19 protein-coding genes are annotated in these 26,294 nt (G+C 66.9%); 14 read left to right on the top strand and 5 right to left on the bottom strand.

Annotated elements, in window-relative coordinates; genetic code table 11:
• Positions 1–110: 110 nt before the first annotated feature.
• The 5 genes from typA (at position 111) to IHE46_RS13990 (ending at position 9,413) form a co-directional block, all read left to right on the top strand.
• The gene (gene typA / locus IHE46_RS14010; RefSeq protein WP_192165247.1) at positions 111–1,958 is read left to right on the top strand and encodes a translational GTPase TypA; all 1,848 of its coding nucleotides are present in this window, start codon (positions 111–113) and stop codon (positions 1,956–1,958) included.
• Between the two features lie 168 nt (positions 1,959–2,126).
• Entirely contained in the window at positions 2,127–2,894 is a 768-nt protein-coding gene (locus IHE46_RS14005; protein ID WP_192165246.1) for a TIGR00266 family protein, read from the top strand.
• Between the two features lie 754 nt (positions 2,895–3,648).
• Positions 3,649–4,779, top strand: coding sequence for an efflux RND transporter periplasmic adaptor subunit (locus IHE46_RS14000; protein WP_192165245.1), 1,131 nt, complete (start codon positions 3,649–3,651; stop codon positions 4,777–4,779).
• Positions 4,772–7,885: a CusA/CzcA family heavy metal efflux RND transporter gene (locus tag IHE46_RS13995; protein WP_192165244.1), complete on the top strand. Its 3,114-nt coding sequence runs from the start codon at positions 4,772–4,774 to the stop codon at positions 7,883–7,885. Before IHE46_RS14000 ends, IHE46_RS13995 begins: the two co-directional genes overlap by 8 nt.
• Before the next feature lie 46 nt (positions 7,886–7,931).
• Positions 7,932–9,413, top strand: a complete 1,482-nt coding sequence (locus IHE46_RS13990; protein ID WP_192165243.1) for an efflux transporter outer membrane subunit — start codon at positions 7,932–7,934, stop codon at positions 9,411–9,413.
• Positions 9,414–9,465: 52 nt separating this feature from the next.
• Here IHE46_RS13990 and IHE46_RS13985 read toward each other — a convergent pair whose 3' ends face one another.
• Together IHE46_RS13985 and IHE46_RS13980 are read right to left on the bottom strand one after the other, a co-directional pair.
• Complete coding sequence (locus tag IHE46_RS13985) at positions 9,466–11,226, bottom strand: aspartyl protease family protein (protein ID WP_225563050.1); 1,761 nt, start codon at positions 11,224–11,226, stop codon at positions 9,466–9,468.
• Positions 11,227–11,279: 53 nt separating this feature from the next.
• Positions 11,280–11,888 carry a class I SAM-dependent methyltransferase gene (locus IHE46_RS13980; RefSeq protein ID WP_192165242.1) on the bottom strand — a complete coding sequence of 203 codons (609 nt, stop codon included), beginning with the start codon at positions 11,886–11,888 and terminating at the stop codon, positions 11,280–11,282.
• Positions 11,889–12,055: 167 nt separating this feature from the next.
• Between IHE46_RS13980 and IHE46_RS13975 the strand changes: the two genes are divergently transcribed.
• Positions 12,056–13,642 (top strand): DUF1800 domain-containing protein, encoded by a 1,587-nt coding sequence (locus IHE46_RS13975; RefSeq protein WP_225563049.1) that lies wholly within the window; start codon positions 12,056–12,058, stop codon positions 13,640–13,642.
• 9 nt (positions 13,643–13,651) lie between these two features.
• Positions 13,652–14,854 carry a DUF1501 domain-containing protein gene (locus tag IHE46_RS13970; RefSeq protein ID WP_192165241.1) on the top strand — a complete coding sequence of 401 codons (1,203 nt, stop codon included), beginning with the start codon at positions 13,652–13,654 and terminating at the stop codon, positions 14,852–14,854.
• A 3-nt stretch (positions 14,855–14,857) separates the two neighbouring features.
• On the opposite strand, the gene IHE46_RS13965 is transcribed toward IHE46_RS13970, so the two are convergent.
• The gene (locus tag IHE46_RS13965; protein WP_192165240.1) at positions 14,858–15,274 is read right to left on the bottom strand and encodes a hypothetical protein; all 417 of its coding nucleotides are present in this window, start codon (positions 15,272–15,274) and stop codon (positions 14,858–14,860) included.
• A gap of 80 nt (positions 15,275–15,354) precedes the next feature.
• On the opposite strand from IHE46_RS13965, the gene IHE46_RS13960 reads away from it, so the two are divergent.
• Complete coding sequence (locus IHE46_RS13960; protein ID WP_192165239.1) at positions 15,355–16,923, top strand: DUF1800 domain-containing protein; 1,569 nt, start codon at positions 15,355–15,357, stop codon at positions 16,921–16,923.
• A 786-nt stretch (positions 16,924–17,709) separates the two neighbouring features.
• On the opposite strand, the gene IHE46_RS13955 is transcribed toward IHE46_RS13960, so the two are convergent.
• Entirely contained in the window at positions 17,710–18,639 is a 930-nt protein-coding gene (locus IHE46_RS13955; protein WP_192165238.1) for a sensor domain-containing protein, read from the bottom strand.
• Positions 18,639–19,001 (bottom strand): PadR family transcriptional regulator, encoded by a 363-nt coding sequence (locus IHE46_RS13950; RefSeq protein WP_192165298.1) that lies wholly within the window; start codon positions 18,999–19,001, stop codon positions 18,639–18,641. The genes IHE46_RS13955 and IHE46_RS13950 overlap by 1 nt, the downstream gene beginning before the upstream one ends.
• Before the next feature lie 175 nt (positions 19,002–19,176).
• Here IHE46_RS13950 and cycA point away from each other — a divergent pair, with 175 nt between their 5' ends.
• The 6 genes from cycA (at position 19,177) to IHE46_RS13920 (ending at position 26,254) form a co-directional block, all read left to right on the top strand.
• Positions 19,177–20,571, top strand: a complete 1,395-nt coding sequence (cycA, locus tag IHE46_RS13945) for a D-serine/D-alanine/glycine transporter (RefSeq protein ID WP_192165237.1) — start codon at positions 19,177–19,179, stop codon at positions 20,569–20,571.
• A gap of 123 nt (positions 20,572–20,694) precedes the next feature.
• A complete protein-coding gene (locus tag IHE46_RS13940; RefSeq protein ID WP_192165236.1) occupies positions 20,695–21,636 on the top strand; it encodes a peptidylprolyl isomerase in 942 nt (313 codons plus the stop codon).
• A gap of 87 nt (positions 21,637–21,723) precedes the next feature.
• A complete protein-coding gene (locus IHE46_RS13935; protein WP_225563047.1) occupies positions 21,724–22,281 on the top strand; it encodes an rRNA adenine N-6-methyltransferase family protein in 558 nt (185 codons plus the stop codon).
• A gap of 233 nt (positions 22,282–22,514) precedes the next feature.
• Positions 22,515–23,165: a PadR family transcriptional regulator gene (locus IHE46_RS13930; protein WP_192165234.1), complete on the top strand. Its 651-nt coding sequence runs from the start codon at positions 22,515–22,517 to the stop codon at positions 23,163–23,165.
• 14 nt (positions 23,166–23,179) lie between these two features.
• A complete protein-coding gene (locus tag IHE46_RS13925) occupies positions 23,180–23,956 on the top strand; it encodes a siderophore-interacting protein (RefSeq protein WP_192165297.1) in 777 nt (258 codons plus the stop codon).
• Positions 23,957–24,145: 189 nt separating this feature from the next.
• Positions 24,146–26,254, top strand: coding sequence for an AsmA family protein (locus tag IHE46_RS13920; RefSeq protein WP_192165233.1), 2,109 nt, complete (start codon positions 24,146–24,148; stop codon positions 26,252–26,254).
• Positions 26,255–26,294 lie beyond the last annotated feature (40 nt).

Here is a 26,294-nt window from a genome sequence, read left to right as displayed (position 1 = left end):
CCCCGGGCACGGGCGAAAGCACGAGCGGATTGCCGCCCAAGCGCGTATAATCGGCCGATTCAGCCCTTCAGAAACCTGCGTGACGACCCCGCGTCGCCCGAGCCCAGCCCATGTCCATCGAAAACCTGCGCAACATCGCCATCGTCGCCCACGTCGACCACGGCAAGACCACCCTCGTCGACCAGCTGCTGAAGCAGTCCGGCACGCTCAACGAGCGCACCGTGCTGGCCGAGCGCGTGATGGACAGCAACGACCAGGAAAAGGAGCGTGGCATCACGATCCTGGCCAAGAACACGGCCATCACCTGGGAAGACAAGAAGACCGGCACCAAGAACCGCATCAACATCGTCGACACCCCCGGCCACGCCGACTTCGGTGGCGAGGTGGAGCGCGTGCTGTCGATGGTGGACACCGTGCTGATCCTGGTCGACGCGATGGACGGCCCGATGCCGCAGACGCGTTTCGTGACGCAGAAGGCCTTCGCCATGGGCTTCAAGCCCATCGTCGTGGTCAACAAGGTGGACCGCCCGGGCTCGCGTCCGGAGTGGGTGGTCGAGCAGGTGTGGGATCTTTTCGAGAAGCTCGGCGCCACCGATGAGCAGATGGAATTCCCGATCGTCTACGCCTCGGCGCTGAACGGTTACGCCTCGCTGGACGAAAACGCCCGCGAAGGCGACATGACCCCGCTGTACGAAGCGATCATGAAGCACGCGCCAAAGCCGGACGTCGATCCGGAAGGCGCCTTCCAGATGCGCATCAGCCAGCTGGACCACAACAACTTCGTCGGTGTCATCGGCATCGGCCGCATCCAGCGCGGCACCCTGAAGAAGGGCATGCAGGTCGCCGTGATCGACCGCCACGGCAAGAAGCGCCAGGGCAAGATCGGCCAGGTACTCGGCTTCCTCGGCCTGGAGCGCATCGAGCAGGACAGCGCCGAAGCCGGCGACATCGTCGCCATTTCGGGCATCCCCGAGCTGACCATTTCGGACACCATCGCTTCGCCGGACGTGCCCGAAGCGCTGCCGGCGCTGAGCGTCGACGAGCCGATGATCAGCATGACCTTCCAGGTCAACAACTCGCCGTTCGTCGGCAACAAGGATCTGTCGGGCGGCAAGTTCCTCACCAGCCGCCAGCTGCGCGAGCGCCTCGACCGCGAGAAGGTGCACAACGTGGCGCTGCGCGTGGAAGACGGCTCCGACGCCGACAAGTTCCTGGTCTCGGGCCGTGGCGAGCTGCACCTCTCGGTGCTGATCGAAAACATGCGCCGCGAAGGCTACGAGCTGGCCGTGTCGCGTCCGGAGGTCATCATCAAGGAAATCGACGGCCAGAAGATGGAGCCGATCGAGCAGTTGGTCGTCGACATCGAGGAGCAGCACCAGGGCGGCGTCATGGAGCGCCTGGGCATCCGCAAGGGCGACCTGAAGAACATGGTCTCCGACGGCAAGGGCCGCGTGCGCCTGGAGTACATGATCCCGGCGCGTGGCCTGATCGGCTTCCAGAACCAGTTCAAGACCCTCACCCAGGGTTCGGGCCTGCTGTTCCACGTGTTCGACCACTACGGCCCGTACACGCCCGTCGCGATCGCCAAGCGCCTCAACGGCGTGATGATCGCCAACGCAGGCGGCACCACCCCGGCCTACTCGCTCGGCCCCCTGCAGGATCGCGGCAAGCTGTTCGCCGCCGAAGGCGACTCGGTGTACGAAGGCCAGCTGATCGGCATCCACGCCAAGGACAACGACCTCACCGTCAATGCCATCAAGCCGAAGCCGCTGACCAACATGCGCGCCTCGGGCAAGGACGATGCGATCCAGCTGACCCCGGCGACCAAGTTCACGCTGGAGCAGGCGCTGGACTTCATCGACGACGACGAGTTGGTCGAGGTCACCCCGAAGGAAATCCGCATGCGCAAGAAGCACCTCACCGAGAACGACCGCAAGCGGGCCTCGCGCGGCAGCTGAGCAAGCCGTTCCATCGATGCAACCGAAGGCCGCCGCAAGGCGGCCTTCTGCTTGTGACGGGCAGGACTTACGGCGCGCTGCACGGAAGCGTATCTTCCGCGGGGCGCGCGGCGGCAGCTGCAGCCGCGGACGGATTCTCCCTGCCAACCATCACACGGAAGCCTTGCCATGCAAACCCATATCCAGGGCACCACCATGCCCGTGCTCGAAGTGCAGCTCGATCCCGGCGAAAGCGTCTTTGCCGAAAGCGGCGAGCTGTCCTGGATGAGCGCGTCGATCCAGATGACCACACATACCCAGATGGGCGGCGGCGGCGGCCTGCTCGGCATGTTCAAGCGCGTGGCGGGCGGCGGCAGCTTCTTCATGACGGATTACCGCGCCGTGCAGTCCCCCGGCGTGGTGGCGTTTGCCACCAAGGTGCCGGGCCACATCGTGCCGGTACCGGTGGCGCCGGGCAGCGAATACATGGTGCATCGCCACGGCTTCCTCTGCGCCACGTCGCAGGTCGCCATCGGCGTGGGTTTCCAGCAGTCGCTGGGCGCGGGCATTTTCGGCGGCTCCGGCCTGCTGCTGCAGCGGATCAGCGGATCGGGCACCGCGTGGCTGGAACTGTCCGGCGAACTCATCCAGAAGGATCTGGCTCCGGGCGAAACGCTGCGCGTGCACCCCGGACACGTCGGCGCCTTCCAGGCCTCGGTGAACTTCCAGATCACCACCGTGCCCGGCATCCGCAATGCCATTTTCGGCGGCGACGGCATCTTCCTCGCCGCGCTCACCGGGCCCGGCACGGTGTGGCTGCAGACCCTGCCCATCTCGCGCCTGGCCCACCAGATCGCCGAATACATGCCGGGCGAAGGCAACCGCGCGGCATCGACCGGCATCGGTGCCGGCCTGCTCGGCGGCGTCATCGGTTCGGTATTGGGCAACAACGACTAGGGCATCGGGATCGCGCCACAGGCGATCGCATGAAATCGCGACGCGGCGCCCCGGCCGTTCTATCCGCCAGACCGATACGAAGGCCGCCGCGAGGCGGCCTTCGTATCTCACGGCCAAGGCCTGCCCTGGCGGCCTCAGCAACGATTCAGGCGCCAAATCCTGCTGCCACGCAGCATGGTTCGCCGTCCCCGGAATTCGGCCGTCCAAATGCGTTGACAGCCCCGCAACCCGCGACTACATTGCGCGCGCCGTCGGCCAGGCCGGCGGCTTCTTTGGCCACTCCCAGCGAGAAATGGACAGTTATCCCAGTCGACGCGCCGGCGGACGCAAGCATTTGCGATCGCTGGCGTTCCACAACCCGATGAGTGCCTGCGACCGCGTGCGGTCGGCTTTCGTCTTTCTCGACTGAGGGACGGGCCGCCGTCATGCGCCGTGTGCGCATGCAGAGGCGAGCCCATGTTCCACCGCTTCCCTGTTTCAAGACAGCTGCTGCAGCCGGCGCATCCGCGCCGTACGTATGCGCGCGCCTGTCATCTTTCCGCCATGCACGCACCGCAGGCTCCGTCCTGCTTCGTGATGGATCATGGAGGCCACCATGCCTGACGACAGTAGACCTCCTGCTGCGCCCCCTGCCGGCGCAACTCCAAACGATTCCACACCTCACCGGATCGCTGCGTCCGGCGTGATGCCGATGTAGGGCCGATGGCCTGCAGGCATCCGCCCTCGCCCGTCCGGGCTGCATCGGATGCCAGTCATGTTCAACACCTTTTCCCATCCGCGCGCTGCCCTCTGCACGCTCGCACTCATTCTTGGCTGCCTGCTGGGCGGCTGCTCGCACGACGAGTCGGCGCAGGAAGCCGCACCCGCCTTCGTCGTCCACGGCCAGCAGCTCGAAGTGCCGGCCGATTCGCCGCTGCGCAAGCGCCTGAAGGTAGCGCCGGTCGAGCTGCAGCAGGCGCCGCACGAACTCGAGTTTCCCGCGAACGTCGAAGCCGATCCCGCGCACATGGCCAATGTGCTGCCTGCGCTCACCGGCCGCGTGGTCTCGCTGGACGTGAATCTCGGCGACCACGTGCAGCGTGGTCAATTGCTGGCGGTCATCGATTCCGGCGACCTCGCGCAGGCCTATGCCGACGTGGACAAGGCGCGCGATGCGCTGAACCTCGCGAAGAAAGCGCTGGACCGCGCGCACGGCGTGCAGCAGGCCGGTGGTGCGGCCGTGAAGGATCTGGAGGCCGCGCAGAGCGGCTACGTGCAGGCCGAGGCGGAATACCGGCGTGCCCAGATGCGGCTCGCCGCGCTGGGCGGCAACGCCGACGCCAAAAACGGAGCGCGCCCGATGCAGGTGCGGGCGCCCATGGACGGCACGATCACCGCGCTGTCGATCGCGCCGGGTGCGTTCGTCAACGACGCCACCGCATCGATGATGACCATCGCCAACATCGACAAGCTGTGGGTCACCGCCGAAGTGCCGGAGGACGCGCTGGGCCTGGTCGCGAAGGGCCAGGCCGCCACCGCCATCGTGCCGGCGTATCCGGGCCGCACATTCCGCGGCGCCGTGTATTCCGTGGGTGCCGTGATCGATCCCGCCAGCCGCCGCGACCCGGTGCGCATCGCCATCGACAACGCCGACCACGCGCTGAAGCCCGGCATGTACGCCCGTGCCAGCCTCGCCGCGGCGCAGCCGGCCCAGGTGTTCGTGCCGGAGTCCGCGCTGCTGATGAACAACGACAGCACCACCGTGTTCGTGGAAGTGTCACCGTGGACGTTCGAGCGCCGCACAGTGGAACTGAGCTACGACGATAACGGCGGTGCGCGTGTGCTGAAGGGCCTCCAGGCAGGCGACCGCGTGGTCGTTGCGGGCGGAGTGCTGCTCAATGATTAACCGCATCATCGAGTTCTGCTTCCAGAAGCGCTCGCTGTGCTTCGTGGTCGCCATCCTCGTCGCGCTCTTCGGCTGGTATTCGTGGACGCAGCTTTCCATCGAGGCCTATCCCGAACTCAGCGCCGTCACCGCCCAGGTCACCACGCAGGTGCCTGGCCTCGCCGCCGAGGAAATCGAACAGCAGATCACCACGCCGCTGGAACGCGCGCTGGCCGGCACGCCGGGCTTGGTGCACATGCGCTCCAGCAGCACCTTCGGCCTGTCGCTGATCACCCTGGTGTTCAAGGACGGCAGCGAGGACTACTGGGAGCGCCAGCGCGTGACCGAGCGCATCGGGCAGGCGCAGCTGCCGCCCGGCATCACGCCCAGCCTCGACCCCGTATCCGGTCCCGCCGGCGAGATCTACCGCTACACGCTGGAATCGGACACGCAGAACCTGATGCAGCTGTCCGAGATCAACAACTGGGTGGTGATCCCCGCACTGGAAAGCGTGCCTGGCGTGGCCAACGTCGACAACTTCGGCGGCTACACCAAGGAGTTCCAGCTGGTGCTCGACCCGGCCAGCCTGCTGCGCTACGGCGTGAGCGTGAGCCAGGTGATGCAGGCCATCACCGCCAACACGGCGAACGCCGGCGGCGGCCGCATCACGCGCGGCGAGCAGAGCTACATCGTGCGCGGCATCGGCATGGTGCATTCGCTGAAGGACATGGGCGACATCGTGGTGAGCCAGTCGAACGGCTCGCCGGTGAAGGTGCGCGACCTCGGCCAGCTGCGCTACGGCCACCAGGTGCGCGAAGGCATCCTCGGCAAGGACAGCAACCCGGATACCGTCGAAGGCATCGTCGATCTGCTGAAGTACCAGAACCCGTCCGTGGTGCTGGTGGACCTGCACGCCAAGGTAGCCGAGCTCAACAAGCAGCTCGCGCTGAAGGGCGTGAAGATCGTGCCCTACCTCGACCGCGACGACCTGGTGCACGCCACCACCGACAAGGTGTTCCACACCGTGATGGAAGGCGTGGGCCTGGTCTGCCTCGTGCTGATCCTGTTCCTCGGCAGCCCGCGCGCGGCGCTGGTGACGGCCACGGTGATCCCGCTGTCGCTGGTGACGGTGTTCATCCTGATGCACCTCACCGGCATGAGCGTGAACCTGTTCTCCATCGGCGCGATCGACTTCGGCGTGATCGTGGACGGCGCCATCGTGGTGACGGAGGCGATCCTGCTGCGCCGCGAGGCCAAGCCGAACGAAGAACTGGCCAGCGCCGACGTGATGGCCGCCACCGCGCAGGTGGGCAAGCCGATCTTCTTCGCCACACTGATCATCGTCACCGCCTACCTCCCGCTGTTCGCCTTCGAGCATGCCGAAGGCAAGCTGTTCCGGCCGATGGCGTTCACCGTGGGCTACGCGCTGCTGGCCGCGCTGCTGTGCACGATCACGCTGATTCCGGGGCTGGCCTATCTCGCGCTGCGCAAGCCGCGCAAGCCGTTCCACAACAAACCGCTGGAACGGCTGCATGCCGGTTTCAGGTCCAGCCTCGACCGGCTGCTGAAGCACCTGCGCGTGGCCTATCTGGCCACCGCGTTCGCGGTGCTGGCCGTCATCGTGCTGGGCGCCACGCTGGGTCGCGCCTTCCTGCCCACGCTGGACGAAGGCTCGCTGTGGCTGCAGGTGCAGATGCCCAGTGGCCTGTCGATGGACCAGGCCAGCGCCATGGCCAGCGACCTGCGCCGCGTGGTGCGCAGCTTCCCCGAGGTGTCCTACGTGGTCACCCAGCTGGGCCGCAACGACACCGGCACCGATCCGTGGACGCCCTCGCACGTCGAAGTGGCGGTGGGGCTCAAGCCCTACGACACCTGGCCCAGCGGCGAGAGCAAGGCCGCCTTCGTGCGGCGCTTCCAGAGCAAGCTGGATCGCGAGCTGCCCGGCATGACCATCGGCGTCAGCCAGCCGATCAGCGACGGCGAGGACGACATGGTCAGCGGCGCGCACAGCGCGCTGGTGCTGTACGTCTACGGCGACGACTTCAAGCAGATGCGCCAGCTCAGCGACAGGATCGTGAACACGCTGAAGACGATACCCGGCACCGAGGCGGCGATCTTCCAGGACCCGCCGATCCCGCAGCTGGTGATCGCAGCGGACCGCGACGCCGCCGCACGCTACGGCGTGAACGTGTCCGACATCAGCAACCTGATCCAGACCGCCATCGGCGGCGCGCCGATCACGCAGGTGTACGTGGCCGACCGCATCTACAACGTTACCGCGCGCGTGTCCGACACGGTGGCGAACAACGTGGAAGCGATCGGCAAGCTGCCGCTCACCACCGCCAGCGGCGGCCAGATTCCCTTGTCGCTGGTGGCGCACATCGCCTACCAGACCGGCGAAGGCAGCATCGCGCACGAGGGCGGCAAGCGCGAGCTGTCGATCACGGTGGACAACGACCGGCTCGCGCTGTCGAAACTGGTGGCGCAGGCGCAGTCGCTGATCGCACAGAAGGTGCAGTACGACCCGCAGGCATACCGGCTCGAATGGGCCGGCACCTTCCAGGAAGCCGAACGCGCACAGGCGCGGCTGATCGTGGTGCTCGGCATGGTGATGGCGATGATGGCGGTGCTGCTGTTCGGCGAGTTCGGCAAGCTGCGGCAGGCGCTGCTGGTGCTGGGCGTGGTGCCGCTGGCCACGCTGGGCGGCCTGGTCGCGCTGCATCTGCGCGGCGAGACGCTGAACATCGCCACCGCCGTGGGCTTCATCGCCCTGTTCGGCGTGGCCGTGCAGAACGGCATCATCATGGTCGCCAACATCAACCGGCTGCGCACGCAGGGCGTCGCACTGGCGCAGGCAGTGGTGGAAGGCGCCGCCGAGCGCTTCCGTCCGGTGCTGATGACCGCCACCGTGGCCACCATGGGCATGCTGCCCGCCGCACTCGCCACCGGCATCGGCACCGACGTGCAGCGCGGCCTCGCCACCGTGGTGGTGGGCGGCCTCGCCATCGCCACCCTGCTCACCCTGTACCTGCTGCCCGCGCTGTACTACGCGATGGAAAGCCGCTTCGAACGCCGGCATCCGCCGCGCGTACCCAGCCCGCTCACCGCGCAAGGCATCGTCCACTGATCCAACGCGGCGCGCCCGCACACGGCGCGCCGCCACAGGTGCTCGCATGAAGACATACCTCACCCGCACATTCCGCGTGCTGCCGCTACTGGCCGGCGCCACCCTGCTCGCCGGCTGCATGGTCGGCCCCGACTACCATCGCCCTGACGCGCCGAAGGACGACCGCTACACAGCGCAACCGATGCCGGCTGCCGTGGGCCAGGGCGGCGATGCGCAGCATTTTGCCGTCGGCATGGACGTACCCGCGCAGTGGTGGACGCTGTTCCAGTCGCCGCAGCTCGACGCGCTCATCAAGCAATCGCTCAAGGCCAACCCAGGGCTGGCTGCCGCGCAGGCCGCCCTGCGCCAGGCACAGGAAGCGCAGGCCGCCGGCAAGGGCGCGCTGTTTCCGCAGGTCACGGCCGACTACAACGTCAACCGTCAGCGCGTGGCCAGCACCCTGGCCAGTCCCGCCGCCTCCAACGCCTACTACTACACGCTGCACACCGCGCAGCTCGAAGTGTCGTGGGCACCGGACCTGTTCGGCGGCAATCGCCGCCAGCTCGAGGCCTTGCGTGCGCAGACCGACGTGCAGCGCTTCCAGCTGGAAGCGGCACGGCTCAGCCTGACCTCCAACGTGGTGGTCGCCGCGATCCAGCAGGCCGGATTGCGCGCGCAGGTCGAAGCCACGCAGAAGATCATCGCCGCGCAGCAGGACACGCTGGATTCGTTCCAGCGCCAGCTCAAGCTGGGCCAGCTCGCACCGTCGGGCGTGGCCGCGCAGGTCGCCGCGCTGGCACAGGCGCAGGCGACGCTGCCGCCGTTGCAGAAGCAGCTCAACCAGCAGAACGACGCCATCGCCGCCCTGCTCGGCCAGTCGCCCGCCGAGGCCTCGGTGACCGACTTCGACCTGGCCGACCTGCACTTGCCCGAGACGCTGCCGCTCACCCTGCCGGCACAAGTGGTGGCGCAGCGTCCCGACGTGCGCGCCGCCGAAGCGCAGCTGCACGCGGCCTGCGCGCAAGTGGGCGTGGCCGTCTCCAACCGCCTGCCGAAATTCACGCTCAGCGCGAATGCCGGCAGCTCGCGCATGAACATCGGTGATCTGTTCAAGGATGGCTCGGCGTTCTGGAATCTCGCCGCCGACGTCAGCGAACCGATTTTCGACGCCGGCACGCTGAAGCATCAGCAGCGCGCGGCCGAAGCCGCGCTGGACGAAGCCAAGGCGCAGTACCGCGGCGCGGTGATTGCCGCCCTGCAGAACGTGGCCGACACGCTGTACGCACTGCAGGCCGATGCCGATGCACTGCAAGCCGCGCAGGTCGCCGAGCAGGCCGCCAGGCACAGTCTCGACATCAACCGCCGCCAGTTCGACCTGGGCGACGTGAACCGTCTCGCCGTGCTGCAGGCCGAACAGACCTGGCAGCAGGCCGAAGTCGCGCTCGTGCAGGCGCGTGTTGCGCGCTACAGCGACACGGCTGCGTTGTTCCAAGCCTTGGGTGGCGGCTGGTGGCAGGACCAGCACGATGGGGAGACGGGCAACAAGTGACGCACCTGCGACGAACCTGCGGGAAAGGGAAAACCCACGGCCCGATCCGCCTTCAAATGCCGTACTGCTCGAACTTCGCACCGATCTCGGGATTGATCGCCTTGGCCGCAGCGAGATCGGCATTCCCCGCATCGGGCTGGCCACTGCGTATCCTCGCCAGGCCCAGGCCATAACGCGCCCATGCCCAGCGCGGCTGCTGCGACACCACTTGCTGGAAATTCGTGATCGCATCGGCGTAGTCCTGCAGCCGCAACTGCGCCAGTGCTTCGCTTTCCAGATAGGCGGGACTCGCGCCGTCGAGCTTGATCGCCTTGCGGCAATCGCGCAGCGCTTTGTCGGCCATCACGTTGGCGAAGGCGCGCGCGCGGCAGCGATCGTTGAGCACGGCGCCCATGGCGTGGTCGTTGCCGTGCAGGTTGATCCAGTCATCGAGCAGGGGCAGCGCTTCGGCAGGCTGGCCTGTCGCGATGTAGAACTGCGCGATGACGCGCGACTGCTGCGACCCCGGCTGCGCCAGTTGCCGCGCCGCCGCCACGTCGCTCTGCGCGCCCGCCTTGTCCTTGTGCGCCAGTTTCAGCTTCGCGCGCTGCAGCAGGTTACCGACATCGCTGGGATCGAGCTTGATGGCCTGGTCGAGGTCGCTCATGGCGGTGTCCGGCTGACCCAGCCGCATGTGCACGCGTGCTCGCGTGGCATACCAGTCTGCCTTGCCCGCATCCATGCCGATGGCCTTGTCCAGGTCAGCCAGCGCCGCCGTGGTCTCGCCGCGCGAGAGGTCGGCCTGCCCGCGCAGCGCATAGTCATCCGCCGTCTTGAGCGCATCTCCGGTACCAGTTGCCGCGGCATCCGGCTTGCTGCTGTCGCCGGGCGCCTGCGCCAGCGAAAACACGCGCCCGCCGTTGTAGGTGAAATAGATCTTCCTTTGGCTGTTCGCGATGTAGATGCGATGCGCCAGGAAAAAATCCACGCCCAGCAGCATGTCGGGCGCATCCTCGCCCAGGCCGATGCGGCCATCCATCACCAGCACCTTGCTGTTGCTGATGGTTTCGGTGCCGATCGAATAGCTGGCTATGGGCACCACCCAGGTCTGCAGGGACTTGGCGCCTGCGCCGGCCATCCGCCCGGCGGCTTTCGCTCCGATGGCAGAGAGGTCGATGCCCACCTCCTCGGCCGCACTGCGCGTCAGCAAGGTCGCCTCGGAGCCGCTGTCGAGCATGGCGCGGATCTTTTTGCCGTTGATGACGACCTCGACGAAGCTGCGGCGGTCATGCGCGTTCATGGAAGAAAGCAGGTCCGCCGTCTCGAAGCGGCCGTCCGTGACCCAGTAGGCCATCGGCTGCGCGCCGCAGTCGGAGGGCTTCATCAGGTGCAATTTGCCGTGCGCGAGATCGATGTCGAGATCGAACACGTCGAGGAAGCTGGCGCCCAGGAAGGCCATGCCGCTGTCCGAGCCGCCGACCAGGAACTCGACGTTGTGGAGCGTGGCGCCCAGGATGCCGAAGTCCCTGACGCGCGCCAATTCGACGCCGAAACTGCCTCCGATGCCGGAGCCGCGCAGATCGAAGGGGAGCATCGATTCGCGCAGCTTCAGGTCGGTGGCGTTGGCCCGCGACATGGTATTGAACATGGCACCGGTATCGAGGATGAGGCGCGTGTTCTGGCCGTTGATCGCGACCATCGTGGTGGCCCGATTTCCCTCCATCTCGACCGGCAGGGCGCCGTAATCGGCCAGATGGCACGACGTACCAGCGAAGGCGGCGCCGCTGAGCAGCATGGCGGCGCCAACGAACAGGATCTGCGCTTTCCGAAGCATGTCTTCCCCTTGTGGATTTTTCCGCCTGCCGCCCGCACCGGATGGCAATGCGGCTAGGCAGGCATCTGCGCGCGCTCCAACGCCGCGATGCGCCGCTCCAGCCGCGGACCGAGATAGCAGTGCGAGCCGCACGGCAGCAAGCCGGCGCTGCCGAACTCGCGCAGGTACCAGCGCGGCGGCCGCGACAGGAAACCGTGGCGGTCACCCTCCACGTCGTCCCGGCTGGTGAACAGCTCGAGGAAGGCGACGCCTTCCAGCATCTCGACGATGCCGGCAAGGCCCGCGCGGATTTCCGCGGGCTTGAGGTAGTGCAGCACGTCGGTGCACACGATCAGGTCGAAGCGCGTGTCGAAACGCAGGTGTTCGAGTTGGCCGAAGCGCGCCAGGCCGATGTTGCGGCTGCGGCCGTAGCGCGCCACCACGTAGTCGCTGGCATCCAGCCCGCGGTAGTCGATGCCGGGCCGCAGGGCGCGCAGCGGCGCGCGCCACGTGCCCTCGCCGCAGCCCACGTCCAGCACGTTGCGCAACGGCCGCCCGAGGTAGTACTCCGCCTGCGCCACCACCATCGCCACCTTGCGCCTCAGCTCGGCCGGCGAGCCCACGGCGTGCGCGGGATGGCGGTACCACTTGTCGAAATAGGCGCGGTCGTAGGTCTTGGGCATCGCATCGCTCCGGCAGGTGGCGCATGGTAACCGCTGCGCGGCGTGCGCAAATTGCTGCGAAACATGAATCGCCAGCGAACCCACGCACGAATTTGCCGCGCGAAAGTCATCGGCTCCGGCATGCTCGCCGTTGAATCCCTCCGAGTCTTTCGCCGGGAAACGGATACATGCCTGCCGTACCGATGCTTCGCCGCCGTGCACTGGGCCTGCTGATGGGTTGCCTGCCCGCGCTGGCCTGCGCAGGACCAGCCGCTCCCCAACGCCTGGCCACGGCCACCGTCACGGCAACGGTGGACGGATTGAGTCTTTCCGACATCGCATGGCTGCGCCGCGACGGCTTCGGCCTGGACAGCGCCACGCTGGCGAGCTATCGCCAGCTCGGCCGCGCCCGCTTCCTCGACGCGCAATTGGCCGGCACGGACGACACGCTGCCGCCGCAGGTCGCCACGCAGATCCAGGCCCTGACGGTGGTGAACACGCCACTGCCCGACCTGCTGGCCGATTTCCGCGACAGCCAGCGGCGATTCAAGGACATGCCTGCCGGCCCCGACAAGGACGTCGCGAAGAAGGCGCTGCAGCAGTATCGCCGTGGCCTCGACCAGCAGGCCGCCCAGGCCGAGCTGCTGCATGCGATCTACGGCGGCGACCAGCTCAAGGAACAGCTGGTGTGGTTCTGGCTCAACCATTTCAGCGTGTACGCGAACAAGGGCGCGGTACGCGTGTTCGCCGCGAACTACGAGGAACAGGTGATCCGCCCGCACGCGCTGGGCAAGTTCAAGGACCTGGTGATGGCCACGCTCACCAGTCCGGCCATGCTGGTGTTCCTCGACAACGCGCAGAACGTCAAGGACAAGACCAACGAGAACTATGCGCGCGAGCTGATGGAGCTGCACACGCTGGGCGTGGGTTCGGGCTATACGCAGGCCGACGTGCAGCAGCTGATGCGCGTACTCACCGGTGCCGGCCTTGCGCCGCCGAAAGTGGCGCAGCGCGCCGGCCGATTCGGACGCGAGCGGCTCGGCTACGTGCGCGACGGCCTGTTCGTGTTCAACCCGACCAAGCACGACGACGGCGACAAGACCTTCCTCGGCCAGACCATTCCGGGCAGCGGCTACGCGGAGATCGGGCAGGCTGTGGACCTTATCGTGCGCCAGCCGGCTTGCGCGCAATTCGTCTCGCGCAAACTGGCGGAATACTTCATCGCCGACCAGCCTTCGCCGGCGCTGGTGGATGCGATGGCGCGTACCTTCCAGAACACCGATGGCGACATCGCCTCGGTGATGCGCACGATGATGCTGTCGAAAGATGCCGCCGCGGTCGGCGGCCAGAAATTCAAGGATCCGATGCGCTTCGTGGTTTCCGCGATGCGCATGACCTACGACGGCCAGCCCATCCCCAACGCCGCGCCGCTGCAGAACTGGCTGCAGCAGATGGGCGAGCCGCTGTACGGCCGCATCACGCCGGACGGCTGGCCGCTGGATTCGGCAAGCTGGACCGGCTCCGGCCAGCTCAGCAAGCGCTTCGACTTCGCGCGCGTGATCGGCAGCGGCCGCAATCGCCTGTTCGTTTCCGGCGATGGCTACGCAAAGAGCAACCTGTCGCCCGGCACGCCCGATCTGCAGGGCTCCGCACTGTATCGCGACACCGTCGCCCCTACCCTTTCCGATGCCACCCGCGACGCGCTCGCCAAGGCGAAGTCGCCCGCCGAGTGGAACACCTTCCTGCTGTCCTCGCCCGACTTCAACTACCGCTGAGGTGACGCCATGAACCGCCGCGAATTCCTGCTTGCCGCCGCCGGTGCCGCCGCCGCGTCCACGCTGTCGTTCTCGGGCCGACTGTTCGCCGCGCCCGCGGGCACACCGCGCTTCCTGCTGGTATTCCTGCGCGGCGGCTACGACTGCAACAACCTGCTGGTGCCCTGCGGCAGCGACTTCTACTACGAGTCGCGCCCCACGCTGGCCATCGCCAAGCCCGACGCGGCCAATCCGGACAGCGCACTGCCGCTGGATGCCGACTGGGCGCTGAGCCCGGTAGTGCGCGACTCGCTCTACCCGCTGTGGCAGAAGAAACAGCTCGCCTTCATTCCCTTCGCCGGCACCAACGACCTCTCGCGCAGCCACTTCGAAACGCAGGACCACATCGAGCGCGGGCAGCCGCTGGGCCACGACACGAACTATCGCTCCGGCTTCATGGCGCGGCTCTCCGGCGCGCTCAACAACGCCACGCCGGCCATCGCCTTCACCAACAATCTGCCGCTGAGCTTCCAGGGCGCGGGGCGCGACATCCCCAACATCTCGCTGCAGAGCGACCCCAAGGCGCACTTCGACGCGCGCCAGTCGGCCATCCTTGCCGGCATGTACAAGGGCACCGCGCTGGCGCAGGCCAGCGCCGACGGCCTCGCCCTGCCCAAGACCGTATCCGACGACCTGCGCAACGAGATGGTGGCCGCCAGCCGCGGCGCCCCCAGCGCGCACAATTTCGCCGCCGAGACGAGGCGCATCGCCACCCTGATGCGCGACCAGTACCGGCTCGGCTTCGTGGACGTGGGCGGCTGGGACACCCACGTCAACCAGGGCAGCACCAAGGGCGGCCTCGCCAACAACCTGAAGAACCTCGGCGAAGGCCTCGCCGCCTATGCCGACGCGATGGGCGACGCGTGGAACGACACCACCGTGGTGGTGCTTTCCGAGTTCGGCCGCACCTTCCGCGAAAACGGCGACCACGGCACCGACCACGGCCACGGCACCGTGCACTGGGTGCTGGGCGGCAAGGTGGCCGGCGGCCGCCTTGCGGGCGAACAGCTCGCGGTGACTCCGCCGAACCTGCTGCAGAACCGCGACTACCAGGTGCTCAACGACTATCGCGATGTACTGGGCGGCATGTTCACGCGGCTGTGGGGCCTGAGCTCCAGCCAGTTGCAGACGGTGTTCCCGCAAGCCAAGCCCAAGGATTTGCGCCTGGTATGACGGTCAGCGCCCGGTGAGCCGATGCATCTCGGTACGTACTTCGTCCTCATCCTTCACGTTGACCATCAACTTGCCGTTGGTCGTGGTGCCGAACGGCCCCATGAAGGAATGCGCCACCTTGCCATCGGAGGCATCGGTGAGCTCCAGCAAGGGCTGGCCGTTCCGGCTGACCGCGCGCAGTGTCACCTCGTGCACCGAGCCGTCGGACAGCGTGACCGCATGCGAATAGCGATCCGAGAAGAAATCACCGAACACCAGGTTCTGGCGGATCTCGTCGATGGAAACCGAATAGTGTCCCGTCAACCGCGCGGGCGTGGCCATGGGCGGGGTTGTCGCATGCGAGGTAACCGCCACCGTGGCGACAATACCCGCCGCGAACCCCGTCAACAGCCACAGGGACGAGCGTGCCTGGATAGCCATACAGCCTCCAAATGCTGGCGGGTAGCCAGCCCAGGCCGCACGATACACCGAAGCCCCCGCCCCCACCGCGGATAAACCGCATGCCCAACCCATACCTCGCCGCCAAGCTCCGTTGCGCGCCCATTGTCCTGCTGGCGATCCTGACGCTGCTGCTTTCCGCCTGCGCCAGCCAGCCCATGCAGGCCAGCGCAGCGGCAATGCATGGCGCATTCAACGGTGCCGACCTGGCCTGGTTGCGTCGCGACGGCTTCGGTGTCGACAACGCGGACGTGGCCCGCTACCGGAAACTGGGCCGCGGCGGCCTGCTCGACGCACAACTGGCCGACCGCGTGCCTGGCTCGCTGCCGCCGCAGATTGTCGGGCTGATCCATGGCTTCGAGGCGGCGGACACGCCCATGCCGAAACTGCTGGGCGATCTGTACGACGCCCAGCAGCAGACCAAGGCAATGCCCGCAGGCCCGGAGAAGGACGCCGCCAACAAAGCGTGGCAGCAGCACGGCAACGAGCTGATGCAGCAGGCGCGGCAGATCGAGCTGCTGCAGGCCGTGTACGGACCTGACCAACTCAAGGAGCAACTGGTGTGGTTCTGGCTCAACCACTTCAGCGTGTACGCGCCCAAGGGCCGCATCCGCTGGGAGCTGGCCGACTACGAGCAGCGCGTGATCCGTCCGCACGCGCTGGGCAAGTTCAGGGACCTGGTGATGGCCACGCTGGAAAGCCCGGCGATGCTGGAGTTCCTCGACAACGCACAAAACGCCAAGGGCCACGTCAACGAGAACTACGCGCGGGAACTGATGGAGCTGCACACGCTGGGTGTGGGCTCGGGCTACACCCAGCAGGACGTGCAGCAGCTGGCGCTGATCCTCACCGGCGTGGGCATCGCACCGGTGGACGGTAAGCCGCAGCACTTCAACGCGAAAGCCGCACCGCTCGTGGTGCAGCACGGCCTGTTCCAGTTCAATCCGTACCGGCACGACTTCAGCGACAAGGTCTTGCTCGGCCAGCACATCAGGGGACGCGGTTTCGACGAAGTGAAGCAGGCGGTGGACATCATCGTGCACCAGCCCGCCTGTGCGCAGTTCGTCTCGCGCCGGCTTGCGCAGTACTTCGTGGCCGATCAGCCGCCGCCCGCGCTGGTGGCGCGGATGGCGCAGACCTTCCGGCAGACGGACGGCGACATCGCCGCGGTGCTGCGTACGATGTTCGATGCCCCCGAAATGCTGGCGAGCGGGCGGCAGTTCATGGACCCCACGCGCTTCGTGATCTCTTCGGTGCGCATGGCCTACGACGGCAAACCCATCGCGAACGCCCTGCCGCTGGTGTACTGGCTCGACCAGCTGGGCGAACCGCCGTACGGCCGCATCACGCCGGACGGCTGGCCGCTGGACGGCGCAAGCTGGACGGGCTCGGGACAGCTCTCGACCCGCTTCGACATCGCCGCCGCCATCGGCAACGGCAATACCCAGCTGTTCACCCCACCGGGCAGCAAGACGCGCGAAGCCGGCTTTCCGATGCTGGCTACGCGGCTGTACTACGACGCCATCGAGCCGCACCTCTCAGCCGTTACGCGCGGGGCGCTGGCCAAGGCCAACTCGCAGCAGGAGTGGAATACTTTTCTGCTGGCTTCGCCGGATTTCAATTACAGGTGATTGAGAAATATCGGGCGCGCTGCATTTGTTCGTTCTTTCGCAAGCGACAGAGCGGTTTCGGACGCCTGCCGGCGCCCGAGTTACTTCTCTTTGCTGGCCCAAAGAGAAGTAACCCAGAGAAATGGCCTTATGTAATCCGCCGGGACTACGAGCAGGTGGTGTCGAGGAGATTGGAACTACGTTCGGCGACACGTCCTGCACAGCGGCCACACCTCGCCGTATCTGGGAACTGAGGGCAAGACCCTGGGGCGCTTCGCTCTGCATGTCTTGCTCGTCATTCCAGCGCAGGCCGGAATCCAGTGGCTGTGATGCTCGAACAGGCGTGATCGCTACTGGATCCCGGCCTGCGCCGGGATGACGAACAGAGACGTTGGTACTTCGCCCCGCTTTAGCTTGGCTCTGCTCTCTGCTCTCTGCTTTAGCTTGGCTCTGCTTTGGTTTGATTCTGCTCTGGCCGTGGCTTCTGCGCGCTGGGAGCGCGCTGCTTTTCCGGGGCCCCTATGCGGCGGTGAGGCGGGGACGATCAGGCCGCGCAGCGGGCATCGCCATGGAGGGCGATGCCTTTTCGACCGGACAGGAGTCCGGCCGAAAAGCCCGGCCCCGCCTCACGGACTCGGAGGGCAGGATGCCCGGAGAGCGCCGCATCGGGGTGCTCTTTCTCTTTGGCTACTTTCTCTTTGAGCACGCAAAGAGAAAGTAGCTCGGGCGCCGGCAGGCGCACGAAACAGCTCTGTCACTGGCGAAACCAATGCTGCAGGCGAAACCAAAGAAGCTCGCCCCACGAGCTCACCCCCGCTCCACCCCACGCACCAGCAAATGCTTAGCCAACAAGCCATGCATATGGCCAAGCCCACGCACCACGTGCAGCAGCACAAAGAACAGCAGCACGCCGAGGACGCAGAGCACGCTCGCACCACCCCAACCGTTCAGCCACTCGATGCCACGGCAAGTCGAGTCCGCCAGGCCAACGCAGGTGCCGATGTCCCAATGCTCGGACACGGCGACCAGCTTCAGCACGGGCGCAGCGGCAAAACCCAGCGAGATGCCGAGCCACGTCACGATCAACGTGAAGTAGAAGATGCCCAGCGGGAGCAGCAGCAACGCATACAACATCGAGCTCCAGCTGCGCGGATCGGTGAACATCGCGCCGATGCGCTGGAACAGCGTCATGTCCTTCGGCGGATACGGCGGCCGGCGCGGCATGCGTACGCCCAGCATGGTTTCCACCAGGCGCCCTTCCAGCAGCGCAAGCCCGCGCACGCTGCCGAAGAACAGCACGATGAACGGCAGGCCGATGATGAGCAGGGAGAAGCCCGCCGACATCGAAAGGCCCATAACCACCCAGGTGAAGTACGCGATGCCGGTGACCAACCCGAACAGCAGGTAGAACAGTGCGCCCCAGGCACGCGGATCGGCAATCACGCCGAAGAAGCGGCCGGCGACCGAGCGCCGCTTCGGCGGCGGCGGCGGCCGGATCGCACGCTGGATCTTGATCTCCTGGTCGCGGTAGATCTCGGCCACTTCATCCGGTGCGCCATAGCTCTCCACCACGTGTTCGAGCATGGCGGCCTCGTCGCGGCCGGGGCGCTCGTAGAGTTCGGCGCGCAGGTGTTCCTCGGCGTCGTACAGCGCGTCCTGGATCAGCGCGGGATCGGCGCCGCGCAAAGCGACGCGCAGTTGTTCGAGGTATTCGTTGATGGTGCGTGGCATGGTCATCACACTTCCCCTTGCAGAACCTTGTCGACGGAGTCGCGGCTGGCGTTCCACGCGGCAATCCATTCGCGTAGCACCTCGCGGCCGAATTTCGTGATGCGGTAATAGCGGCGCGGCGGCCCGCTCACCGAGGGCTCCACCTCGCTGTCCAGCAGCCCCGCGCCCTCCAGGTTGCGCAGCACCGGGTACAGCGCACTCTGCTTGCCCGCGAGCACGCCCTCGCCCGCCTGCTCCAGCCGCTTGGCTATCTGGTAGCCGTACAGCGGCTGGCGCGACTGCCCCAGCACGGCCAGCAGCACCAGCGACACCGTGCCGGCGGAAAGCTCCTTCTGGAACTTCTTCAGTTGGCCGTCGATCTCGTCCACGTGCTTGCCCGCCCTGCTGCATAGCTTGGAGTGAAACATAGTGTTTACTTCACACTAGTACATGCGCCGGAAGTCATGGCTGTGTCGCCGCCGGCAGATCGTCATGGCTAGCGCCATTGGCGGGGATACTGCGTTTCTTCTATCGTGGCTGCCCGTCCACGACCTCGGCGCCCGCATGACCGCTTCCACGGAGCAACCGGATCACCTGAGGCGCAGCCTCTCCAACCGCCACCTGCAGTTGATCGCCCTCGGCGGCGCCATCGGCACCGGGCTGTTCATGGGCTCGGGCAAGACGATCAGCCTGGCCGGCCCGTCGATCCTGCTGGTCTACCTGATCATCGGCGTGATGCTGTTCTTCGTGATGCGCGCGATGGGCGAACTGCTGCTGTCGAACCTGGAGTACAAGTCGTTCATCGACTTCTCCACCGACCTGCTCGGACCGTGGGCGGGCTTCTTCTGCGGCTGGACGTACTGGTTCTGCTGGATCGTCACCGCCATCGCCGAGGTGATCGCGATCGCCTCCTACACGCAGTTCTGGCTGCCGCACCTCGCGTCGTGGATACCCGCGCTGCTGTGCGTGCTGCTGTTGCTCGGCCTGAACCTGGCGACGGTGAAGATGTTCGGCGAGCTGGAGTTCTGGTTCGCGCTGATCAAGATCGTCGCCATCATCGCGCTGGTGGTGGTCGGTTTCGCGCTGGTGATGTGGGGCTTCCACTCGCCCGCTGGCAACAAGGCTTCGTTGGCCAATCTGTGGAACGACGGCGGCCTCTTTCCGCACGGGCTGACGGGTTTCTTCGCCGGTTTCCAGATCGCGGTGTTCGCCTTCGTCGGCATCGAGCTGGTCGGCACCACCGCCGCCGAGACCGCGGACCCGCGGCGCAACCTGCCGAAGGCGATCAATTCGATCCCCGTGCGCATCATCATCTTCTACGTGTTGGCACTGGCGGCGATCATGGCGGTGACGCCGTGGCGCCTGGTCGAGCCGGACAAGAGCCCGTTCGTGGAGCTGTTCGTGCTGGCCGGCATACCGGCGGCGGCGAGCCTGATCAACTTCGTGGTGCTGACCTCGGCCACCTCCTCGGCTAACAGCGGCATGTTCTCCACCAGCCGCATGCTGTACGGCCTGGCCGACGAAAGCCATGCGCCGAAGGCGTTCGCGCACCTGTCGAAGGCGGCGGTGCCTTCGCTGGGCCTGCTGTTCTCCTGCTTCTGCCTGCTGCTGGGCGCGGCGCTGATCTACCTCGTCCCCAATCTGGTCACCGCGTTCACCCTCGTCACCACGCTGTCCGCCGTGCTCTTCATGTTCGTGTGGTCGCTGATCCTGTGCGCGTACATGGCCTACCGGCGCAAGCGTCCGCAGCAGCACGAGAGCTCCGACTACAAGATGCCCGGCGGCGTTCTCATGTGCTGGGTGTGCCTGGCGTTCTTCGCGTTCGTGGTGGTGCTGCTCTGCCTGCAGGCCGATACCCGCGCCGCCCTGCTGGCCAGCCCGGTGTGGTTCGTGCTGCTGGGGATCGGCTATGTCTGGAAAGGCCGGCGTGCCGGCAAACCCGCGCTCGAACGGAAATAAACCCACTACGCATTTCGACATGACGCACTCGGCCTGGCGCAGCTTCGTGCGCTTCCGCTGATGGCGCACCTACGAACCGGCACCTGCTAACGTGCCGAATCGCCACGATCCGGGGAGATCACCATGCGCCGCCACCTTGCCGCCGCCATTGCGGCCACGCTCGCCTTCGCCGCTTCATCCGGCTTCGCTGCGCAGGACAAGCCCACGCCCAGCGCGAAGGAACTGCTGGATGCGTCCAAGCCTTCCGAATGGCGCACGCCCGATCCGGACAACCTGATCTACATGCAGCTGCCCACGGGTCGCGTGGTGATCGAGCTCGCGCCGGATTTCACGCCGCTGCACGCGGCCAACATCCGCACGCTGGTGCGCGAGCACTACTTCGACGGCACCTCGGTCAACCGCGTGCAGGACAACTTCGTGGCGCAGTGGGACGACCCGGTCAGCGACGACGACCATCCCGATCCGGCCAAGCTGAAATCGCTGGGCAAGGCGAAGAAAACCCTGCCGCCGGAATACACCCGCGCCATCGATGCCAAGCTGCCGTGGACGGCGCTGCCCGACGGCGACGTGTACGCGCCGCAGGTGGGCTTCAGCGAAGGCTTCCCCGCCGCGCGCGATCCGGCCACCGGCCGCGCATGGCTCACGCACTGCTACGGCGCGGTGGGCGTGGCGCGCGACACTGCGCCCGACAGCGGCAACGGCAGTTCGCTGTACGCGGTGATCGGCCAGTCGCCGCGCACGCTGGACCGCAACTTAGCCATCGCCGGCCGCGTGCTGGAAGGCATGCCCCTGCTTTCCGCCCTGCCGCGCGGCCCCGCGCCGATGGGCTTCTATGCCGACGCCAAGCAGCGCCTGCCCATCCTTTCGGTGCGCCTCGCTGCGGATCTTCCACCCGCGGAACGCGCGAACATCCAGGTGCTGCGCACCGACAGCGCCACCTTCACCGCGCTGGTCGACGCCAAGCGCAACCGCCGCGACAGCTTCTACACGCTGCCCGCCGGCAAGATCGAGCTGTGCAATATCGACGTCCCGGTGCGGGACGGCGGCAAGCCGGTGATGCCATAACCCTATCCGAACATCCGCGTCGCCCATTCCGGTTAAGGTGAGTCCAGGCAACCGATCATCTCATCGCCCATGCCATTGAACGACACCATGCATCTGCTGCGGGCCTGGATGCGCGATCCGCGCAGCGTGGGCGCGTTGGCGCCCTCCGGCCCCGCGCTGGCACGGCTGATGACCGCCCATGTCGACCATGCGCACGGTCCGGTGATCGAGCTCGGCCCCGGCACCGGCGTATTCACGCGGGCGCTGCTGGAGCGCGGGCTGCCCGGCCACCGCCTGGTGCTGGTGGAGACCGATGCCGTGTTGGCCGCCGCGCTGGCCCAGCGCTACCCGCATGCGCGCGTGCTGCGCATGGACGCCGCGCGCCTGGGCCGCTCCTCGTCGCTGTTCGGCGACGAGCGCGCCAGCGCCGTGATCAGCGGGCTGCCGTTGCTGTCCATTCCGGCCGACAAGGTCGCCGCCATCATCGAAGGCGTGTTCGAGCGCCAGTTGCAGTCCGATGGCGCGCTCTACCAGTTCACCTACGGCTTGCGTTGCCCGGTGCCGCGTTCGTTGCGGCATCGCCTGGGGCTGCAGGCCGAGCGCGTGGGCGGCGCCTGGCTCAATCTGCCGCCGGCCTGGGTCTGGCGCATCCGGCGCAAGGGCTGAAGCCGCCCCTTTCTTGCAGGCCTTGATTGGTTTCTGCACGGCGCCCGGGGCCCCGCCCCTGCATTCCGCGAGTCATGCAACGGTTTCGGCCACCGATTGGGTGGCCGAAACCGTTTGAGCCCGGCCATGCCCAAAGACGGTCATCCTCGCCGGCCAGAGTCCACCCGAGGGCTTGCAAAAGACATATCTACGATATATCTTGAATTCACTAATTCGATATATCGGAACCTATCATGCGCATGCACCACTTCTTCCAGCACATCCGCCATCACCACCATCACCGCGACTTCAACTCCTTCGACATGGAAGGCGACGGACGCGGCTTCCACGCCGGCCGCCACGGCCCGTTCGACGACAGCCGCGGCGGCGACGCCTTCGGCGGCTGGGACGGGCTGCGCGGCGGCCGCCGCGGCGGCGGTGGTCGCATGTTCGGCCACGGCGACCTCAAGCTGCTGCTGCTGGCGCTGATCGAACAGCAGCCACGCCACGGCTACGAACTGATCCGCATGATCGAGGAGATGTTCCACGGCCAGTACACCCCCAGCCCCGGTGCGATCTATCCCACCCTCGCCATGCTGGAGGACATGGGTTACGCGTCGGTGGAGAACGAAGCGGGCAACCGCAAGCTGTATGCGATCACCGACGAAGGCCGCGCCTTCCTCGACGAGAACCGCGCTGCCGTGGACGCCGCCAACGCACGCACCGAACACAGCGCCAGGCTAGCGGCGAAGATGGCCGCGCCCATGCGCGTGCGCAAGGCCATGCACGCGCTCAAGCACGCGATGCTGATGCGCGTGAGCTGGGACAAGGCCGAGGCCGAGCGCGTGGCCGCGATTCTCGAACGCGCCGCCAGCGAAATCGCCGCCAAGGAGACCCGCGAATGACGGCCGCCGACGTTATGGAGCGGCACGTCCACCAGCGTCTGCGCCACGATGTCGTGCTGCGCAGGCTCGACGTGCTGCGCGTCGAGCGCATCACGCCGCACATGCAGCGCGTCACGCTCGGCGGTGCCGAGCTGCGCGGCTTCCGCAGCGCTGCGCCCGACGATCACGTGAAGCTGTTCTTCCCCAACCGCGACGGCGAACTCGTGCTGCCCAGGCTTGGTCCGAACGGTCCGGAATTCCCCGCCGGCCGCGAGCCTTCGCCGATGCGCGACTACACGCCGCGCCATCATGACACCGCGCGCGGTGAGCTGGTGGTCGACTTCGTGCTGCACGGCGACGGCCCCGCCTCATGCTGGGCCGAACAGGCTGCGCCGGGGCAATGCATCGGCGCCGGCGGCCCGCGCGGCTCGCACGTGATCGCCAGCGACTTCGACCGCTACGTGCTGATCGGCGACGAGACCGCCCTGCCCGCAATCGGCCGCTGGCTGGACGAAATGCCCGCAGGCATGAACGCCACCGTGCTGGTCGAAATCCCGGGAGCCGCCGATCGCCAGGTGCTGTTCTCGCGCGCGAATGTGGAAACGCACTGGTTCGAACGCGACGGAACGCAAGGCGAAACGCTGGAACACGCGCTGCATGGGTTGCCTGCCATCGAAGGCGACTGCTTCTGGTGGATCGCCACCGAATCCAGCCGCGCCCGCGGCATGCGCCAATGGCTGGAGCAGCGCGGCGTGCCGAAGGACTGGATCAAGGCCACGGGCTACTGGAAGGCGGATCCAAACGAGGATTGATCTTTTCTGTCGCAACGGCCCTGCACACCCGCCGATACCCACAGCGGCCGCATGCAAAGAACATCCCTGCACAAAGCGCACAACTAGCTGAACCGGACGTTCACTACGAAATCTTTTCATTCCATCGGTTAAGCCTAAGCGCATCACCATCGCCATCGGGTACCGCATCGCGGCCACAGGGAGACGATCATGAAGCGCAGTCACAAATTGCTGGCATGGATCATCGGCGTGCCCGTGACGTTGCTCATCGTGCTGGCTGCAGCACTCGTGATAACCCTGTCCCTGTTCGACTGGAACAAGCTCAAGCCGACCATCGACGCGCAAGCCAGCACGGCGATCGGCCGCCCGTTCGCGATCAACGGCAACCTCGGCGTGCAGTGGATGCGCGATCCGCAGTCGCAGGGCTGGCGCGCATGGGTACCGTGGCCGCACATCGTGGCGCGCGACATCTCCATCGCCAATCCGGCATGGACGAAACAGCCGCAGTTCGCGCACCTCGACGCGCTGCGCTTCAGCCTGTCGCCGCTGGACCTGCTGCAGCACCGCGTACGCATCCCCACCCTGCAGCTGGTGAACCCCAGCGTGGATCTTGAGCGCGACGCGCATGGCCAGGCCAACTGGACGTTCGACCTGCCGCAGGGCGGCACGCCTTCCGCATGGACGGTGGATCTCGGCGCCATCGGCTTCGACGCCGGTCAGATCGCGCTGGACGACGCCACCGGCCGCGTGAAGATCGATGCGCACATCGAACCGCTGCAGCAGGCGATCCCCTATGACCAGATCGTGGCGCAGGCGACGGCGGATGCACGCACGCAGGCCGTGAGCAGCGCCGGCCGCGGTGCCGGAACGACGATGGACAAGCAGGACGCGCAGGACCAGGCCAACGGCACGAGCGCGCAGCCGTCCAGCTACCAGTTCGCGTGGAGCGCGAAAGGCAGCTACCAGGGCGCGCCGCTGGAAGGCAGCGGCAGGATCGGTGCCGTGCTGGCGCTGCAGCAGTCCAACCAGCCGTTTCCGCTGCAGGCGAAGCTGCGCATCGGCGACACCCACATCGCCCTGGTCGGCACGCTCACCGATCCCATCCACCTTGGCGCGCTGAACCTGCACCTGTGGCTGGCCGGTTCCAGCATGGCGAAGCTCTATCCCATCCTCGGCGTGACCCTGCCCGACACGCCGGCCTATGCCACCCGCGGCCGGCTTACCGCGACGCTCGGACGCAGCGGCAGCCGTTTCGGTTACCACGACTTCCGCGCACGCGTGGGCGGCAGCGACATCGCCGGCGACATCGACTACGTCACCGGCGGGGCGCGACCGAAGCTCAGCGGCAAATTGCAGGCCACGCAGCTGCGCTTCGCCGACCTCGCGCCGCTGGTCGGCGGCGGCGGCTCCAGCACCACCGCACCGCCGCCCGCCGCCTCGGATCGCGTGCTGCCCACGCAGACTTTCCGCACCGACCGCTGGAAAGCGATGGACGCCGACGTGACCTTCGCCGCCGGGCGCATCGAGCACGGCCCTTCGCTGCCGATCCAGTCGCTGTCCACGCATCTCGTGATGGACGATGGCACGCTCACGCTGGACCCACTGCACTTCGGCGTGGCCGGCGGTCGGGTGGACGGCATGCTGCGCCTCGACGGCAGCGCGGCGCCGATGCGCGGCACGCTGAAACTCGGCGTGCGCGGCCTGCGCATCGAGCAGCTGTCGCAAAGCTTCGCGGCAATGCAGACCAGCCTCGGCGAGATCAACGGCGACGCCGCATTGGACGCGCGCGGCAACTCCGTCGCCACCCTGCTCGGCAGCTCCAGCGGCGAATTGAAGTTGCTGATGAACAACGGTGCGATCAGCCGCAACCTGCTGGAAATGGCCGGCCTCAACGTGGGCAACATCGTGCTCGGCAAGCTGTTCGGCGACAAGACGGTGAAGATCGATTGCGCCGCCAGCGATTTCGTGGCGCAGGACGGCCTGTTCCGCACGCGCCTGTTCGTGTTCGATACGCAGGATGCGCTGATCGACGTGAAGGGCACGGTGAACTTCGCCAACGAAAAACTCGACCTCGACGTGGTCCCGCACACCAAGGGCATCCGCCTGTTCACGTTGCGCTCGCCGCTGTACGTGCGCGGCACCCTGAAGCAACCCGATGTGGGCGTGCACGCGGGCCCGCTGATCGCACGCGGCGCCGGCGCGCTGGCACTGGGCGTGGTCGCCACGCCGGCGGCGGCACTGCTGGCCCTGGTCGCCCCCAGCCACGACACCGACAACGTGAGTACCTGCACCACGGTGCTGCAGCAGCTGCGACACTGAATCTTTGCGATCGTCCCTGATCGCGAGGATCAAACGGGCA

It is taken from the genome of Rhodanobacter sp. DHG33 (assembly GCF_014843005.1).
Classification (GTDB): Bacteria; Pseudomonadota; Gammaproteobacteria; order Xanthomonadales; family Rhodanobacteraceae; genus Rhodanobacter_A.
This window is presented reverse-complemented; position numbering and strand designations above follow the sequence as displayed.

What these genes read in the sequence shown, in the direction of transcription:
- typA (WP_192165247.1), top strand. Translation starts at nt 111, where the DNA reads ATGTCCATCGAAAACCTGCGCAACATCGCCATCGTCGCCCACGTCGAC.
- IHE46_RS14005 (WP_192165246.1), top strand. Translation starts at nt 2,127, where the DNA reads ATGCAAACCCATATCCAGGGCACCACCATGCCCGTGCTCGAAGTGCAG.
- IHE46_RS14000 (WP_192165245.1), top strand. Translation starts at nt 3,649, where the DNA reads ATGTTCAACACCTTTTCCCATCCGCGCGCTGCCCTCTGCACGCTCGCA.
- IHE46_RS13995 (WP_192165244.1), top strand. Translation starts at nt 4,772, where the DNA reads ATGATTAACCGCATCATCGAGTTCTGCTTCCAGAAGCGCTCGCTGTGC.
- IHE46_RS13990 (WP_192165243.1), top strand. Translation starts at nt 7,932, where the DNA reads ATGAAGACATACCTCACCCGCACATTCCGCGTGCTGCCGCTACTGGCC.
- IHE46_RS13985 (WP_225563050.1), bottom strand. Translation starts at nt 11,226, where the DNA reads ATGCTTCGGAAAGCGCAGATCCTGTTCGTTGGCGCCGCCATGCTGCTC.
- IHE46_RS13980 (WP_192165242.1), bottom strand. Translation starts at nt 11,888, where the DNA reads ATGCCCAAGACCTACGACCGCGCCTATTTCGACAAGTGGTACCGCCAT.
- IHE46_RS13975 (WP_225563049.1), top strand. Translation starts at nt 12,056, where the DNA reads ATGCCTGCCGTACCGATGCTTCGCCGCCGTGCACTGGGCCTGCTGATG.
- IHE46_RS13970 (WP_192165241.1), top strand. Translation starts at nt 13,652, where the DNA reads ATGAACCGCCGCGAATTCCTGCTTGCCGCCGCCGGTGCCGCCGCCGCG.
- IHE46_RS13965 (WP_192165240.1), bottom strand. Translation starts at nt 15,274, where the DNA reads ATGGCTATCCAGGCACGCTCGTCCCTGTGGCTGTTGACGGGGTTCGCG.
- IHE46_RS13960 (WP_192165239.1), top strand. Translation starts at nt 15,355, where the DNA reads ATGCCCAACCCATACCTCGCCGCCAAGCTCCGTTGCGCGCCCATTGTC.
- IHE46_RS13955 (WP_192165238.1), bottom strand. Translation starts at nt 18,639, where the DNA reads ATGACCATGCCACGCACCATCAACGAATACCTCGAACAACTGCGCGTC.
- cycA (WP_192165237.1), top strand. Translation starts at nt 19,177, where the DNA reads ATGACCGCTTCCACGGAGCAACCGGATCACCTGAGGCGCAGCCTCTCC.
- IHE46_RS13940 (WP_192165236.1), top strand. Translation starts at nt 20,695, where the DNA reads ATGCGCCGCCACCTTGCCGCCGCCATTGCGGCCACGCTCGCCTTCGCC.
- IHE46_RS13935 (WP_225563047.1), top strand. Translation starts at nt 21,724, where the DNA reads ATGCATCTGCTGCGGGCCTGGATGCGCGATCCGCGCAGCGTGGGCGCG.
- IHE46_RS13930 (WP_192165234.1), top strand. Translation starts at nt 22,515, where the DNA reads ATGCGCATGCACCACTTCTTCCAGCACATCCGCCATCACCACCATCAC.
- IHE46_RS13925 (WP_192165297.1), top strand. Translation starts at nt 23,180, where the DNA reads ATGGAGCGGCACGTCCACCAGCGTCTGCGCCACGATGTCGTGCTGCGC.
- IHE46_RS13920 (WP_192165233.1), top strand. Translation starts at nt 24,146, where the DNA reads ATGAAGCGCAGTCACAAATTGCTGGCATGGATCATCGGCGTGCCCGTG.